Genomic DNA, 14,576 nt, shown 5'->3' with positions numbered 1-14,576 from the left:
GGCCCGTCATGAGCATCTCCCAGCAAGCCTTCCTGCGCGACGCCATGCGCCGCCTCAACCTCACCCGCGACGTGTTTGCCACGCGCATTGGCGTCAAGCGCCGGGCGCTTGATACCTGGCTTCTGCCTGAAGGTTCGCAGGAATTCCGGGCCATGCCGGAAGTCGTGCAGCGCTTCGTCAGCGAAATCGTGCAAAACGGTGTGCTGCTGGAAAAATATACGCAAAGCGTACAAGATGGGCCTCTGCGCGATCGCATCGCCGTTGAAGGCAAGAACCAGCTTCTGTCGGTAGATCAGTTCACCCGCGACTCCGTCGAAGACCTGTTCCGCGTGGCCGACATGATGCAGCCCATCGCGCGCCGTCAGAAGGTCTCGCGCGTGCTGGAAGGCGCCGTGCTGGGCAACCTGTTCTTCGAGGCCAGCACCCGCACCCGCGTCAGCTTTGGTTCCGCCTTCTGCCGCCTGGGCGGCTCGGTGTGCGACACCACGGGCTTCACGTTCTCGTCGATGGCCAAGGGCGAGTCCATCTACGACACCAGCCGCGTCATGAGCGGCTATGTGGACGCGATGGTCATCCGCCACCCCGATCAAGGCTCGGTGGCGGAATTTGCGCGCGCCACGAACATTCCCGTGGTCAACGGCGGCGACGGCCCGGGCGAACACCCCAGCCAGGCGCTGCTGGACCTGTACACCATCCTGACCGAGTTCTCGCGCCTGGGTAAGTTGCTGGACGGCGCGCACATTGCGATGGTCGGCGACCTGAAATACGGCCGCACCGTGCATTCGCTCATCAAGCTGATGGCGCTGTACAAGAACGTGAAGTTCTCGCTGATCTCGCCCAAGGGCCTGGAGATGCCGACCTACATCGTCGAGCAGGCCAGCCGCAACGGCAACATCATCGAACAGAAGTCTTCGCTGGCCGAAGGCCTGGCCGGCGCCGACGTCATCTACGCGACGCGCGTTCAGAAGGAGCGCTTCGCCAACGAAGAGAACGAAGGCTACACGCCGGACTTCCAGGTCAACCGCGCCATCATCGACGCCTATTGCAGCCCCGAGACCATCGTGATGCACCCGCTGCCGCGCGACAGCCGCCCGGGCGCCAACGACCTCAGCGTGGACCTCAACCACGATCCGCGTCTGGCCATCTTCCGCCAGACCGATAACGGCATTCCCATCCGCATGGCGATCTTCGCCGTGCTGCTGGGGGTGGAAGGGCTGGTGCAGCATTCGCTGCGTGATGTGACGTGGCAGCATCCGTCGCATGTCGGTCCCGACGATTCGGTCTTCCACGGTCTGGATTGACGTCAACGGTTCTTGGCGGCGCCGCAAGCGCGGCCCCGCCGCGGTGAATTCAAGCATAATCCGCGCTGGTTTTTCGGGCGCGCGTCGCTGCCAGGCGCGCACGCCGTTCTTGGGCGGATGAGCTTATGTCTTCGAGCAGTACCGGTGTTCCTCCTGCAGCCACCGCAGAGGCGGCCTCCGCAAAGGCGGTCCCCGCAGAGGCGGCCCCCGCAAACGCGGCCGGCGGCCAGGATTGCTACCTGAGCGCATCCAACGCGCAGGCCTGGGAAGCGGTCTATCAATCGGTCGACGCCGATACGCGCGGCCAGGTTGCGGCGGTGGTGTCGGACCACGCCACGCAGCTCGTCGACGCCTTCTATTCCACCTTGCTCGCCGATGCCGAGGCCGGCCCGCGGCTCTCGCATGAAATCGTGTCGACCCGCCTGCATCGCGGCATGACGCATTGGTTGAAGGGCCTGCTGTGTGTGCGCGACCAGGGCGACATCGTCGTGCTGTTGGCCACGCAGAAAAAGGTCGGCGAGGTCCATGCGCGCGTCCACATTCCGATCCATCTGGTGATGGCAGGCGCCCGCATCCTGAAGAACGAGATTGCGCAGCGTCTGCGCGCAAGCGGTCTGGATGGCATGGCGACATCGGTGGCCACGCAATACGTCTGCAACCTGTTCGATCTGGCGATCGAGCAGATGAGCCGCGCGTTCATGCGCGACATCAACCGCGGCGCGCGCAACGACGAGGCCTATCGCCTCTTCGCGCTGGGGCAGAACATCTCGACCGAACGCGAGCGCCAACGGGCCGCGTTGCTGGAGTGGAGTCAGGCGGTGCTGATCGGCCTGCATTACCGGACGCCAGAGCAGGCGCTGCCGCGTCTGGCAGCCTCGGAGTTCGGTCTGTGGCTGCAGCACAAGGGCGCGGTGCTCTTTGAAAGCGCGCCGGCGCTACGCCAGATCACGGAGGCCGTGGCGCGCCTGGATGACACGGTGCTGCCGCGGATGATGCAAGGCAGCGGCCACGAACAGGAATCGCTGCCCGACCAGGTTCGTGAACTGCAAGAGCTGGTGGCGCGGATCAAGCATCTGCTCAACGGCCTGTTCGACATGGTGGCCGAGATCGAAAGCGGCAGCGATCCGCTCACCAACGTGCTGAACCGGCGCTTCCTGCCGTCCGTCATCGGCCGTGAGATTTCGCTGGCCCAGCGTCAGCGGTCGAGCTTTTCGGTGCTGCTGCTGGACATCGATCACTTCAAGGCCATCAACGATGCGCACGGTCACGCAGGCGGTGACCAGATCCTGCGCCAGTTCGCCGAGGTCGTCCATCAGACCTGTCGTTCCAGCGACTTCGTGTTCCGCTATGGCGGCGAGGAGTTTCTGGTCGTCCTGGTGGACACGGGGCCCGGCGCCGCGCTGGCCGCTGCCGAAAAGCTCAACGCCGAGATCCGCCGGCACCGCTTCATGCTTGCCGAGGCGGGCGCGCTGCAGGTGACGGCCAGCATCGGCGTGGCGACCTTCGATGGCCATCCCGATTACGCGTATCTGATCGATCGCGCCGACAAGGCGTTGTACAAGGCCAAGCAGGCCGGCCGCGACCGCAGCGTCGAGGCATGAAAAAGGGCTGCTCCGTCAGGGGCAGCCCTTGTTGCCGATGCGGGTAAGAAGGCTTAGATCTTCTTTTCGCCGCCCAGCGCCTCGACCAGCTCGGCCATCATCTTGGCCAGTTCGCCGGTCATCAGCATCATGTCGGAATCGAACTTTTCGTCGTCATTCGCGGCGACGCCTTCGTTGCCTTCCTTCAGTACGTCCAGCGGCGCCACGCGCTTGACGTCCAGGCCTTCGGTCAGCACGAACGACACGCGGTCGGCCCAGGTCATGGCCAGGCGCGTGCACTGCTTGCCGGACTGGATGTGGCGGCGCACGTCGTCGGCGTCAATGGAGTGCTTGACGTAGCGAATGGCCGCGCCGCTTTCGCCGGACGAGCGCAGCTCGGTGTCCTGGTCGATGGTGAAGTTGCTGGGCGCTTCGTCCTCGGCCAGCCAGCCGGTCATGGCCGACGCTGGCGATTGGGCGACGTACAGGTTTTCCAAAGGGAAGGGATCGACGCACTTGGCCAGCAGGCCGATGACTTCGTCGGCCTTGGCCGACGCAGCCGCGTCAATGACGAGCCAGTTGTTCTTCGGGTCGATCCACACGCGCGTGTCGCGATAGACGCTGAAGGCGCGCGGCAGAAGCTCGTCGGTGACGCGCTCCTTGATTTCCTTCATCTGCTTGCGGCCAGGCTTGTAGCCTTGCTGCTCTTCGATTTCCTGGGCGCGCGCCTTGGCGACCTGGTTGATCACGGTGCCCGGCAGAAGCTTCTTTTCGGCGCGCAGGCTGAGCAGGATCTGGCCATTGACTTCGTGGGCCAGACCGCCGTTCTCGCGCGGGGGCACCCAGCCCAGGCTTTGCATTTCGAGGTTGTTGCCGGACTGGTACGCATGCTTTGCCAGCGTGTCTTCAAGCTGATCGCCGGTCAGGGTCCAGGGCGAGGAGAGGCGGTAAATCTTGAGATTCTTGAACCACATGAGCGTCGGCCAAAAGGGTTGATTCTATACGACACGGCGGCTTTGCCGAAGGGGCTGAGTACGCCCGCAACAGGCGACACGTTCTGTCACTGACAGCGATCGGCCTATCCGGTAATGTCCCGCGCACCAACGTGAGATTGGAGTAAATACATGAAAATCATTGGCGCGATCCTGATTGTCCTGGGCGTGGTTGCCTTGGCCTACAAGGGCTTCAGCTACAAGTCCGAGGAAACGGTCCTGCAGATCGGATCCGTGAAGGCCACCGCGGAAACCGAGAAGTCGGTTCCCATCCCGACGTGGGCAGGCATTGCCGCGATCGTGGCGGGTGTGGTCGCGATCGGCGTGGGCATGCGTCGTTGATCCGCGCCGGCCGCGAGGCCGGCCGTGTGCCATCGAAAGGCATGAAGAGGGCGGTCGCATTGCGGCCGCCCTTTGTCTTGGCACGAGCGGTCGCACGATCCGCGGCCACAAAAAAAAGCGGCCCGGCTCAATAAAGAGTCGGGCCGGTACGGGAGCACACAATGCCGCGTCATAAAAGGCTCGCGGGGAACGCGGCATCGGTGTCAGAAGAGCAACCCTGCAATCGTCTGACAGGGGGATCAATCGTCAGGCAATCTTGCGCAAGGCCGTAATCTGAGCGCTCAGTCTACTGGCGCCGGTCTGACATGGTCCTGAAAGTGCGAATAAAAAAAAAGCTCCCATAAGGAGCTTTTGAAAGGCCGGGCAGGCGCAGCAGTCCCGCCCGGCGGGGGATGGTCTATCAGGCGTTGATGTCGTTGTCCTTGGATTCGCGCACGAACAGCGTACCGATGACCAGGGTCATGACCGCGATGATGATCGGATACCAGAGGCCGTCGTAGATATTGCCGGTGGCAGCCACCACTGCGAACGCGACGGGAGGCAGGAAGCCGCCGAACCAGCCGTTGCCGATGTGGTAGGGCAGGCTCATCGACGTGTAGCGGATGCGCGTCGGGAACATTTCCACCAGCATGGCGGCGATCGGGCCGTACACCATGGTCACGTACAGCACCAGGATCGTCAGCAGCACCACGACCATCACGTTGTTGGTCTGGGCCGGATCGGCCTTGGCCGGGTAGCCGTGGCTGCGGATGGAGGCGGTCAGCGTCTTGTCGAGTTCAGCAACCTTGGCCTTGAACTCGGCGGGCGCCAGCGAGCGGCCGTCGAACGAGGTGAACTCTTCGTTGCCGATCTTGACGCGGGCCACCGAACCGGCCGGAGCCGCTTCGTTGCGGTAGTTCACCGAGTTGCGGGCCATGAACGACTTGATCACGTCGCAAGAGCTGGTGAATGACGCGGTGCCCACGGGGTTGAACTGGAACGAGCAAGTGCTGGGGTCCGCGATCACGGTGACCGGGGCTGTGGCTTGCGCCTTTTCGAGCGCCGGGTTGGCGAAGTGCGTGAGACCCTGGAAGATCGGGAAGTAGGTCGCCGCAGCGATCAGGCAGCCCGCCATGATGATGGGCTTGCGGCCGATCTTGTCGGACAGCGCGCCGAAGATCACGAAGAACGGCGTGCCCAGCAGCAGCGCGATGGCGATCAGGATGTTCGCGGTGTTGGCGTCGACCTTCAGCGTCTGCGTCAGGAAGAACAGGGCGTAGAACTGACCCGTGTACCAGACCACGGCCTGGCCGGCGGTCAGGCCCAGCAGCGCCAGGAGCACGACCTTCAGGTTCTTCCATTGGCCGAACGATTCGGCGATCGGCGCCTTCGATCCCTTGCCTTCTTCCTTCATGCGCTTGAAGGTGGGGGATTCGTTCAGCTGCAGCCGGATCCAGACCGAGATGCCCAGCAGCACGACCGAGATCAGGAACGGAATGCGCCAGCCCCAGGCCTTGAAGTCGTCTTCGCCCATGAACGTGCGGATGCCCAGGATGACCAGCAGCGACAGGAACAGACCCAGCGTTGCGGTGGTTTGAATCCAGGACGTATAGAAGCCGCGGCGGCCGTGCGGGGCGTGTTCGGCAACATAGGTTGCCGCGCCGCCGTACTCGCCGCCGAGCGCCAGGCCTTGCAAGAGGCGCAGGACGATCAGGATGGCGGGAGCGGCCAGGCCGATGCTCGCGTAGCTGGGCAGGATGCCGACGAGGAACGTGGACAGGCCCATGATCACGATCGTGACCAGGAAGGTGTATTTACGTCCGACCAGGTCGCCCAGCCGGCCGAACACCAGCGCGCCGAACGGCCGCACCGCGAAACCGGCCGCGAAGGCCAGCAGCGCGAAGATGAAGCCTGCGGTCGGGTTCACGCCGGAGAAGAAGTGTTGGGCAATGATGGCTGCGAGAGAGCCGTACAGATAGAAGTCGTACCACTCGAACACCGTGCCGAGTGAAGACGCGAAGATGACCTTGCGCTCCTCCTTGGTCATCGGACGCGGATCCGCGGATGGACCGCGGCCTGCCATGGTAGTTGTGCTCATGATGTCTCCTCGTTTTTTAGGCCGGCGGTTTTCCGCCGTGCTTGACCCTCCGCCGGCGAGACCGACATCGAGCTATCGCCACATTGGGGGCCGAGGCTGACGAGGTTCTGACGTGACCCTTACTCGAATCTTAAAATTGAAACAAACGGTAAACGTCCCGGGGAAGGCTAGGGATAGTCCTTAGCTGTCGGACGTCTCGGGCAGCGCGGTGTAGAGGGGAAAAACGACACGGATTCGCGTGCCGGGCAAGTCGGAGTGTTCGGTGGGATGGTCGCTGATTTCGACGCTCGCCTGATGCTTCTGCGTGATTTCGCGCACGATGGCCAGGCCCAGGCCGCTGCCGTCGGATGACGTGCCCAGCACGCGGTAGAAGCGGTCGAACACGCGCTCGCGTTCGTCGGGCGCAATGCCCGGTCCGGAGTCCTCGACTTCCAGGATGCCTTGGCCGTCCGCTTGCAGCACGCGCACGGTGATATGGCCGCCGCGCGGGGTGTAGCGCAGCGCGTTGTCGACCAGGTTGTTCAGCAGCTCGGCCAGCAGCAGCGGATTGCCATTGATCTCGACAGGCGTGTCCGAGCCTTCGAACCCCAGATCCGTGCTGAGCGACAGCGCCAGCGGCACCCAGTGCATGGTCTGCTCGTAAGCGATGGCGTTGATGTCCGTGCGTGTCAGGCCGATCGCGCTGGGATTTTCAGCCCGGGCCAGCAGCAGCAACTGATTGACGAGCCGGGTCGCGCGCTCAGAACCGGTCACGAGCTGGCGCAGGCTGGATTGCATTTCCTCGGGACTGGCGTCCCGCAGCGCCAATTCAGCCTGTGTGCGCAATCCCGCCAGGGGCGTCTTCAACTGGTGCGCCGCGTCGGCCACGAAACGGCGCTGCGCCTGCACGTTGGCGGACAGGCGGTCCAGCAGGTCGTTCATGGCCGCGACCAGCGGGGCAATCTCGGAAGGCGCGGCGCGTTCGTCGATGGGCGAGAGGTCGTCGGGCCGGCGTGCGCGCAGCCGCTGCTGCAGCGCATTCAACGGCGCCACGCCGCGCGACAGGCCGAACCAGACGAGCAGCACGGCGATGGGCAGCACCACGAACTGCGGAATGATCACGCCCTTGATGATGTCGTTGGCGAGCTGCGTGCGCTTCTCCACGGTTTCGGCCACGATGAACAACGCGGGCTGCGTGCCGGGCAGGTGCAGGTCCACCCAAGTGAAGGCCAGCCGGATGCCAAAGCCGCGCAGCGTGTCGTCTTCGTACTGGACTTCGCCGGGGCGGGGCTGGCCCACGGTGGTCGGCAGCGGCAGCGCGCGGTCGCCGCCCAGGTATTCGCCGCGGCTGCCCAGCGCCAGCCAGAACACGCTGTCGGTCTCGTCGGCGCGCAGCACGTCGCGGGCGGCATCGGTCATCTTCAGCACCGCGCGGCCATCCTGCGCGTGAACCTGGCGCGTCAGCACGTGCAGGTTGTTGGCCAGAGCCCGGTCGTACGGCACGTTGGCGATGTTCTGCGCCACCACGTAGGTGATGGCGACACTCATGGGCCACAAAAGGAACAGCGGCGCCAGCATCCAGTCCAGGATCTCGCCCAGCAGCGACCGTTGCGGCGGCGCGAAACTCGGGCCCTTGGACCCGGCTTGCATGATGTCCAGGGCTTCCTGGTTGAGCGGCTCTGGGGCGGGCTCAGCTTGCGAGGTACGCCGCACCCTGGTCCCGCTCAAGACAGTAGCCCAGGCCGCGCACGGTGACGATCTTCACGCCGCTGGGCTCGAGCTTTTTGCGCAGGCGATGCACATAGACCTCGATGGCGTTGGTGCTGACTTCCTCGCCCCATTCGCACAGGTGGTCCACGAGCTGGGTCTTGCTGACCATGCGGCCGCTACGCGTCAGCAGGATCTCGAGCAGGCTGACCTCACGCGCCGACAGATCCAGCGTCTGGTCGTCGACGATGGCGACGCGGCCGGTCTGGTCAAAGAGCAGCTTGCCATGCTTGAGCATGGTGCCGCCGCCGCCCGCGCCGCGTCGCGTCAACGCCCGCACGCGGGCTTCGAGCTCGGACAGCGCGAATGGCTTGGCCATATAGTCGTCGGCGCCCAGGTCCAGGCCCTTGACGCGCTGTTCGATGCTGTCGGCGGCAGTCAGGATGAGGACGGGCAGGGCGGAATTGCGGGCGCGCAGGCGGCGCAGCACTTCAAGTCCGGCCAGTTGCGGCAGGCCGAGGTCCAGGATGAGCAGGTCGAAAGCCTGGGCGGCCAGCGCGGAATCGGCGGAAAGACCATCGCGCACGGCATCCACGGCATAGCCGTTGTGGCGCAACGAGCGGGACAGGCCGTCGGCCAGGATGCTGTCGTCTTCGGCGATCAGGATACGCATGGGCTGCTGCTAGGAAGAAACACCGCGGCCCGGGGGCGGAAAAAGGGCAAAATACCGGGATCGCTCCGGATTCTGTCACACGCCGCCGGGCTTGCCACTCAGGGTATACGTGCAAAGAACTGGCACACTGGTTATTTATCCAGTACAATCCGATGCCATAATCTGAACCTCATTGCCAGACCCGCAGTTTTCCGACTTCCAGATACGTTACAGACAGGACTCCTCATGGACGACAAAACCACCAAGGCCGCCGCTTCGGAAAAAGCCAAGGCGCTTGCCGCCGCACTTTCGCAGATCGAAAAGCAGTTCGGCAAGGGCTCGATCATGCGCTACGGCGACAACGAGGTCTCGCACGACATCCAGGTGGTTTCCACGGGCTCGCTCGGTCTGGATATCGCGCTGGGCGTCGGCGGCTTGCCGCGCGGCCGCGTCGTTGAAATCTACGGTCCGGAATCGTCGGGCAAGACCACGCTCACGCTGCAGGTCGTCGCCGAAATGCAAAAGCTGGGCGGCACCTGCGCCTTCGTCGACGCCGAACACGCCCTGGATGTCCAGTACGCCTCCAAGCTGGGCGTCAATCTGTCCGACCTGCTGATCTCGCAACCGGACACGGGCGAACAGGCACTGGAAATCACCGACGCGCTGGTGCGCTCGGGCTCGGTCGACCTGATCGTCGTCGACTCGGTGGCCGCGCTGGTTCCGAAGGCTGAAATCGAAGGCGAAATGGGCGATTCGCTGCCCGGCCTGCAGGCCCGCCTGATGAGCCAGGCCCTGCGCAAGCTGACCGCCACCATCAAGAAGACCAACTGCATGGTCATCTTCATCAACCAGATCCGCATGAAGATCGGCGTCATGTTCGGCAACCCCGAAACCACCACCGGCGGCAATGCGCTCAAGTTCTACGCGTCCGTGCGTCTGGACATCCGCCGCATTGGCTCCATCAAGAAGGGCGACGAGGTCGTCGGCAACGAAACCCGCGTCAAGGTCGTCAAGAACAAGGTGGCGCCGCCGTTCAAACAGGCTGAGTTCGACATCATGTACGGCGCCGGCATCTCGCGCGAAGGCGAAATCATCGACCTCGGCGTGGCCGCCAACGTCGTCGACAAGTCGGGCGCCTGGTACAGCTACAACGGCAACCGCATCGGCCAGGGCAAGGACAACGTCCGCGAATACCTGAAAGAACACAAGGACATGGCCATCGAGATCGAAAACCGCGTCCGCGAAAACCAGGGCATTGTCAGTCGCGCCGCTGAATTCGTGCCCACGGCGGAAGACACCGCCGAGTAATCCCGGGCATTCGACAGGGCTCGCCGCGGTTCGGGCTATCCCCTTCGCCGGCCCGTCTGGGCTGGGAAATTGCGGTAGGCGCCACTTGGGCCTGCCGTTTTTTTCTTGGGCCTGCCGTTTTTTTCTTGGGCCTGCCGTTTTGTTTAGCAAGCAGGAAAGCGCATGAGCTGGAAATCGACACCCGCATCCGCCGAGCGCCAACGCGCCAGGTTGGACGACGAATTCGAAACGGTCGCCAAGCCGCAAGGCTTGCGGCGCACGTCCGATGCGCGGGTGGCCCGCGAGGCCGCGGCGCCTGACGATTCGGCCGATGGCGTCGAACCCGCCGGCCTGTGGCAGCGCAGTTCCGAGCAACGTACTTCGGCTCAACGCGGCGCCGCGCGCGGCCGGCGCGCCGACCCTGCCGACAGCCCTGGCGAGGCAACCACGTCTGATGGCAAGCAGGCCCGCAAGGGGCCGTCGCTGAAGATGCGGGCAGTAGGGTATCTATCGCGGCGCGAACACGCGCGCGAAGAACTGGCGCGCAAGCTGGCCGCTTACGCCGAAGACGCAGCCGAAGTCGAATCCGTGCTGGACGCGCTTGAGAAAGAGGGCTGGCTGTCCACCGAGCGCTTCGCCCAAAGCCTGGTCCACCGGCGCGCCTCACGGCAGGGTGCGGCGCGCATCGTGCAGGAACTGCGCCAGCACGGCGTGGACGACAATCAGGTCGCGGAATTGCGCGACCAGCTTCGCGCCACCGAATACGACCGGGCGCTTGAGGTCTGGAAAAAGCGCTTCAGCGCCAAGCCCGAAGATCGCACCGTCTATGCAAAGCAGGCGCGCTTTCTGGCCAGCCGCGGCTTCGCGCACGACGTCATCCGGCGCATCCTGGGCGAGGGCGACGAAGACTGACGCGGGGGGCGGCGGGCGTTGTTCCCGCGGGCGTCGGCCCAGCCGGCGCCGCTGCAGTCGCCGCTGTCCCTTACGTGATCACTTCGCCGACTTGATGCCCGACAGCGTCTTGAAGCAGACGTCGCGGGTAATGGTCAGAAATTCATCGATATAAGAGGCGTCCGTGTCCTCGCTACGCACCGTCGCATACAGCGTGCGCCAGACGCCTTGCGGGCCCAGGCGGCAAAGCCGCAGCCATCCCTGATTCATGTATTCCGTCAGCGCCCAATTGGGCAGGGCTGCCACGCCGCGATTGCTCGCCACCAGTTGCGCAATGATCGGCGTCAGCTCGGCCTTGCGAATGGCGGCCGGCTCCACGTCCGCCGGGTCCAGGAAGGCGGTAAAGACGTCCAGGCGCTGCTTGTCCACCGGATAGGTGATCAGCGTCTGGTCCGCCAGCTGCTCCGGCATGACGAATTTGTTACCGGCGAGCGGGTTGGATTCGGACACGGCCAGCACCAGTTCATATTTGAATAGCGGCAAGTAGTCCACTGCGTCGAGCGGCTGCGGGTCCGACGTGATGACCAGGTCCAGGTCGCCGCGCACCAGGGCGGGCAGGGGGGCGAAGGAGAACGCCGCGGACAGGTCCAGCGCCACATCCGGCCATTGCACGCGGAAGGCGTCCAGCGCCGGCATCAGCCACTGAAAGCAGGAATGGCAGTCGATCGCCAGGTGCAGCCGGCCGGTGCGTCCGGCGGCCAGGCGCTGCAGATCGCGCTCCGTGGCGCGGATGCGCGGCAAGACCTCGTCGGCCAGCGCCAGTACCCGCAAGCCCGCCGTCGTCAGCCGGGCCGGCCGCGTGCGGCGATTCAACAGGGGCGTACCCAGCCGGGTTTCCAGGTCCCGCAATTGGTGCGACAGCGCCGATTGAGTCAGGTGCAGGCGCTCTGCAGCTTCCTGCAGGCTGCCGCCGTCACGGATGGCGGTCAGGGTTTCAAGGTGGCGAATTTCCAGCATCGGGGCGGCTTCATACAAGACGAATCTACGAGGGCATCCCGGCGATGAATCTACCTTTCCGGGACCTAGCCGGCATTCTATGAGATTTCTTCATCTTATGAATGTAGACATTGATTTTGATTCATTTTGATTTGGCGTCAGAATGCTCGTCACTTGAACAAATTTTGTGGGATGGCGAGTTCACATGACTACGATTCATAATTTGGGATTCCCCCGCATTGGCGCTCAACGCGAGCTCAAGCGCGCCGTTGAAGCCTATTGGGCCGGCAAGCAAACCGCCGAAGCATTGGAGGAAACGGGCCGCGAACTGCGCGCCCGCCATTGGCGCCTTCAGGCGGCAGCGGGCGTCAAGCTTGTGCCCGTGGGCGATTTCGCCTGGTACGACCAGATCCTCGAGTGGACGACGCTGCTCGGCGCGGTGCCCGCGCGCTTCGGCCAGAAGGACAATGAGCCGGTCTCGCTGGACACGCTCTTTCGCATGGGCCGCGGACGCGCGCCGTCGGGCAAGCCCGCCGCCGCCTGCGAAATGACGAAGTGGTTCGATACCAACTACCACTACATCGTCCCCGAGCTGGTGCCCGGCCAGACCTTCCGCGTTGCCCGCGACACCCTGTTTGAACAGGTCAAGGAAGCGCAGGCGCAGGGTCTGCAGGTCAAGCCGGTCATTCCCGGCCCGCTGACCTGGCTGTTCCTGGGCAAGGGCGACGCATTCGCCGACGGTCCCGCCGATGCCGGCAAGCTGCAGCTTCTGACGGCGCTGCTGCCGGTCTATCAGGACGTGTTGACGCGCTTTGCCAAGCTGGGCGTCGAGTGGGTGCAGATAGACGAGCCCATCCTGGCGCTCGATCTGCCGCAAGCCTGGCGCGACGCGTTCAAACAGGTTTACGAAACGCTGTCCGCCAACCCGGTCAAGCTGCTCGTCGCGACCTACTTCGCCGGTCTGAAGGACAACCTGCCGACGGCGCAGGCCTTGCCGGTGGCCGGTCTGCACGTGGATCTGGTGCGCGCGCCGGAGCAGCTGGTCGCGGTGGTCGCCGGCCTGAATGACGGGCAGGTGCTGTCCGCGGGCATCATCAATGGCCGCAACATCTGGCGCACCGACCTGGACGCTGCCATCGCCACGCTGGCTCCGGTCGCGCGCCAATTGGGCGACCGCCTGTGGCTGGCGCCGTCGTGCTCGTTGCTGCACGTGCCGGTGGACCTGGAAAACGAAACGGATCTGGACGCCGAACTCAAGAGCTGGCTGTCCTTTGCCGCCCAGAAGCTGGATGAGCTGAGCCTGCTGGGCCGCGCGCTCGACAGCGCCACGGACCCGACCGTGCAGGATGGGCTGGGCACGCAACGCGCTGCACTGGCCGCGAGACGCGCTTCGGTGCGCATTCACAATCCGGTCGTGGCCCAGCGCATGGCTGCCGCCCCGGGCGTGTCGCGCGACCGCGCGCCGTTCGCCGGCCGCATCGCGCGCCAACAGCAGCAGCTGGGGCTGCCCGCCTATCCCACCACGACCATCGGCTCGTTCCCGCAAACCGCCGAAATCCGTGCGCTGCGCCGCGACTGGAAGGCCGGCGCCCTGACGGATTCCGCGTACGAAGCCGCCATCCGCAAGGAGATCGAGGAAGTCATCCGCTTCCAGGAAAAAGTGGGTCTGGACGTACTGGTGCACGGCGAGCCCGAGCGCAACGACATGGTGGAGTATTTCGGCGAGCTGCTGGCCGGCTTCGCCTTCACGAAGAACGGCTGGGTGCAAAGCTATGGATCGCGCTGCGTGAAACCGCCGATCATCTTCGGCGACGTGGCGCGCCCCGCGCCCATGACGGTCGGCTGGTCGTCCTACGCGCAGTCGCTGACCGATAAGCCGGTCAAGGGCATGCTGACGGGCCCGGTCACCATCCTGCAATGGTCGTTCGTGCGCGATGACCAGCCGCGCGAACAGACCTGCCGCCAGCTTGCGCTGGCCCTGCGCGACGAGGTCGTGGACCTGGAAGCGGCCGGCATCAACGTCATCCAGATCGACGAGCCCGCCATCCGCGAGGGCCTGCCGCTGCGCCGCGCCGACTGGCAGGCGTACCTGGACTGGGCCGTGGACTGCTTCCGCCTGTCGACCGCCGGCGTGCGCGACGAGACGCAGATCCACACCCATATGTGCTATTCGGAGTTCAACGACATCATCGAATCCATCGCGGCCATGGACGCCGACGTGATCACGATCGAAACGTCGCGGTCCAACATGGAACTGCTCAAGGCGTTCGAGGATTTCCGTTACCCGAACGACATCGGCCCCGGCGTGTACGACATCCACTCGCCCAACGTGCCCGAGGTGGACTGGATGGTGGACCTGATGAACAAGGCTGCCGCCCGCCTGCCCAAGGAGCGCCTGTGGGTGAACCCCGATTGCGGCCTGAAGACGCGTGCCTGGCCGGAAACCGAGGCGGCACTGATCGGCATGGTCCAGGCGGCCCGCGCGCTGCGCGACGCGGCCTGAAGCCATGGTCCGTCCCCGGCGCGCGGGCGCCGGGGCGCCGCATCCGCCAACCCGGCCGTGCCCCTCCCGCGCGCCGGGTTTTTTGCCGTCCGCCGACAGCGAATCCAGGGCCGATCTGGCGCCAGCCCCGCGGGTGCCGGCCCTGCCGCGCATGCCAGCGGGTGGGATAGCGGGCCATCCCCCGGCCAATTAATACGATTGCGACAGGCCGCCTGCGCTATACTTTGAAGGTTTTGTTGCCGCGCACCATTACGCGCTGGCCGTCTCTG

The 14,576-nt window shown here is 64.8% G+C and carries 11 protein-coding genes; 6 read left to right on the top strand and 5 right to left on the bottom strand.

Annotation, left to right across the window (positions count from 1 at the left end; genetic code table 11):
* Positions 1–8 precede the first annotated feature (8 nt).
* Positions 9–1,301: an aspartate carbamoyltransferase gene (locus tag B3098_RS05930; protein WP_056322519.1), complete on the top strand. Its 1,293-nt coding sequence runs from the start codon at positions 9–11 to the stop codon at positions 1,299–1,301.
* A gap of 125 nt (positions 1,302–1,426) precedes the next feature.
* Positions 1,427–2,902: a diguanylate cyclase gene (locus B3098_RS05925; RefSeq protein WP_279973047.1), complete on the top strand. Its 1,476-nt coding sequence runs from the start codon at positions 1,427–1,429 to the stop codon at positions 2,900–2,902.
* Between the two features lie 53 nt (positions 2,903–2,955).
* Here B3098_RS05925 and B3098_RS05920 read toward each other — a convergent pair whose 3' ends face one another.
* Positions 2,956–3,855, bottom strand: coding sequence for a recombination-associated protein RdgC (locus B3098_RS05920; RefSeq protein ID WP_056567374.1), 900 nt, complete (start codon positions 3,853–3,855; stop codon positions 2,956–2,958).
* A gap of 150 nt (positions 3,856–4,005) precedes the next feature.
* On the opposite strand from B3098_RS05920, the gene B3098_RS05915 reads away from it, so the two are divergent.
* Positions 4,006–4,215 (top strand): hypothetical protein, encoded by a 210-nt coding sequence (locus B3098_RS05915; protein WP_056322527.1) that lies wholly within the window; start codon positions 4,006–4,008, stop codon positions 4,213–4,215.
* A gap of 400 nt (positions 4,216–4,615) precedes the next feature.
* On the opposite strand, the gene B3098_RS05910 is transcribed toward B3098_RS05915, so the two are convergent.
* The 3 genes from B3098_RS05910 to B3098_RS05900 all read right to left on the bottom strand — a co-directional run bounded on the left by B3098_RS05910 (position 4,616) and on the right by B3098_RS05900 (position 8,651).
* Positions 4,616–6,277, bottom strand: a complete 1,662-nt coding sequence (locus B3098_RS05910; protein ID WP_376784597.1) for an MFS transporter — start codon at positions 6,275–6,277, stop codon at positions 4,616–4,618.
* Positions 6,278–6,472: 195 nt separating this feature from the next.
* On the bottom strand, positions 6,473–7,849 hold the full coding sequence (locus B3098_RS05905; protein ID WP_279973235.1) for a sensor histidine kinase: 1,377 nt from the start codon (positions 7,847–7,849) through the stop codon (positions 6,473–6,475).
* Positions 7,850–7,961: 112 nt separating this feature from the next.
* Complete coding sequence (locus B3098_RS05900; protein ID WP_175124640.1) at positions 7,962–8,651, bottom strand: response regulator transcription factor; 690 nt, start codon at positions 8,649–8,651, stop codon at positions 7,962–7,964.
* A gap of 225 nt (positions 8,652–8,876) precedes the next feature.
* Between B3098_RS05900 and recA the strand changes: the two genes are divergently transcribed.
* Together recA and recX are read left to right on the top strand one after the other, a co-directional pair.
* Complete coding sequence (recA, locus tag B3098_RS05895; RefSeq protein ID WP_175124639.1) at positions 8,877–9,938, top strand: recombinase RecA; 1,062 nt, start codon at positions 8,877–8,879, stop codon at positions 9,936–9,938.
* A 162-nt stretch (positions 9,939–10,100) separates the two neighbouring features.
* Positions 10,101–10,829 (top strand): recombination regulator RecX, encoded by a 729-nt coding sequence (gene recX, locus B3098_RS05890; RefSeq protein WP_286892910.1) that lies wholly within the window; start codon positions 10,101–10,103, stop codon positions 10,827–10,829.
* 78 nt (positions 10,830–10,907) lie between these two features.
* Here recX and B3098_RS05885 read toward each other — a convergent pair whose 3' ends face one another.
* Positions 10,908–11,825 carry a LysR family transcriptional regulator gene (locus tag B3098_RS05885; protein ID WP_175138779.1) on the bottom strand — a complete coding sequence of 306 codons (918 nt, stop codon included), beginning with the start codon at positions 11,823–11,825 and terminating at the stop codon, positions 10,908–10,910.
* A gap of 184 nt (positions 11,826–12,009) precedes the next feature.
* Between B3098_RS05885 and metE the strand changes: the two genes are divergently transcribed.
* Positions 12,010–14,307: a 5-methyltetrahydropteroyltriglutamate--homocysteine S-methyltransferase gene (gene metE, locus B3098_RS05880; protein WP_286892908.1), complete on the top strand. Its 2,298-nt coding sequence runs from the start codon at positions 12,010–12,012 to the stop codon at positions 14,305–14,307.
* Positions 14,308–14,576 lie beyond the last annotated feature (269 nt).

Source organism: Achromobacter sp. UBA2119, from assembly GCF_002331005.1.
Classification (GTDB): Bacteria; Pseudomonadota; Gammaproteobacteria; order Burkholderiales; family Burkholderiaceae_B; genus Achromobacter; species Achromobacter animicus.
The sequence above is the reverse complement of the archived record's forward strand: the minus strand, read 5'-3'. Positions and strand labels throughout refer to the sequence as shown.

Coding starts and splice junctions, on each gene's coding strand:
- B3098_RS05885 (WP_175138779.1), bottom strand. CDS start 11,825: ATGCTGGAAATTCGCCACCTTGAAACCCTGACCGCCATCCGTGACGGC.
- metE (WP_286892908.1), top strand. CDS start 12,010: ATGACTACGATTCATAATTTGGGATTCCCCCGCATTGGCGCTCAACGC.
- B3098_RS05905 (WP_279973235.1), bottom strand. CDS start 7,849: ATGCTGGCGCCGCTGTTCCTTTTGTGGCCCATGAGTGTCGCCATCACC.
- recX (WP_286892910.1), top strand. CDS start 10,101: ATGAGCTGGAAATCGACACCCGCATCCGCCGAGCGCCAACGCGCCAGG.
- B3098_RS05920 (WP_056567374.1), bottom strand. CDS start 3,855: ATGTGGTTCAAGAATCTCAAGATTTACCGCCTCTCCTCGCCCTGGACC.
- B3098_RS05925 (WP_279973047.1), top strand. CDS start 1,427: ATGTCTTCGAGCAGTACCGGTGTTCCTCCTGCAGCCACCGCAGAGGCG.
- B3098_RS05910 (WP_376784597.1), bottom strand. CDS start 6,277: ATGGCAGGCCGCGGTCCATCCGCGGATCCGCGTCCGATGACCAAGGAG.
- B3098_RS05900 (WP_175124640.1), bottom strand. CDS start 8,651: ATGCGTATCCTGATCGCCGAAGACGACAGCATCCTGGCCGACGGCCTG.
- B3098_RS05915 (WP_056322527.1), top strand. CDS start 4,006: ATGAAAATCATTGGCGCGATCCTGATTGTCCTGGGCGTGGTTGCCTTG.
- recA (WP_175124639.1), top strand. CDS start 8,877: ATGGACGACAAAACCACCAAGGCCGCCGCTTCGGAAAAAGCCAAGGCG.
- B3098_RS05930 (WP_056322519.1), top strand. CDS start 9: ATGAGCATCTCCCAGCAAGCCTTCCTGCGCGACGCCATGCGCCGCCTC.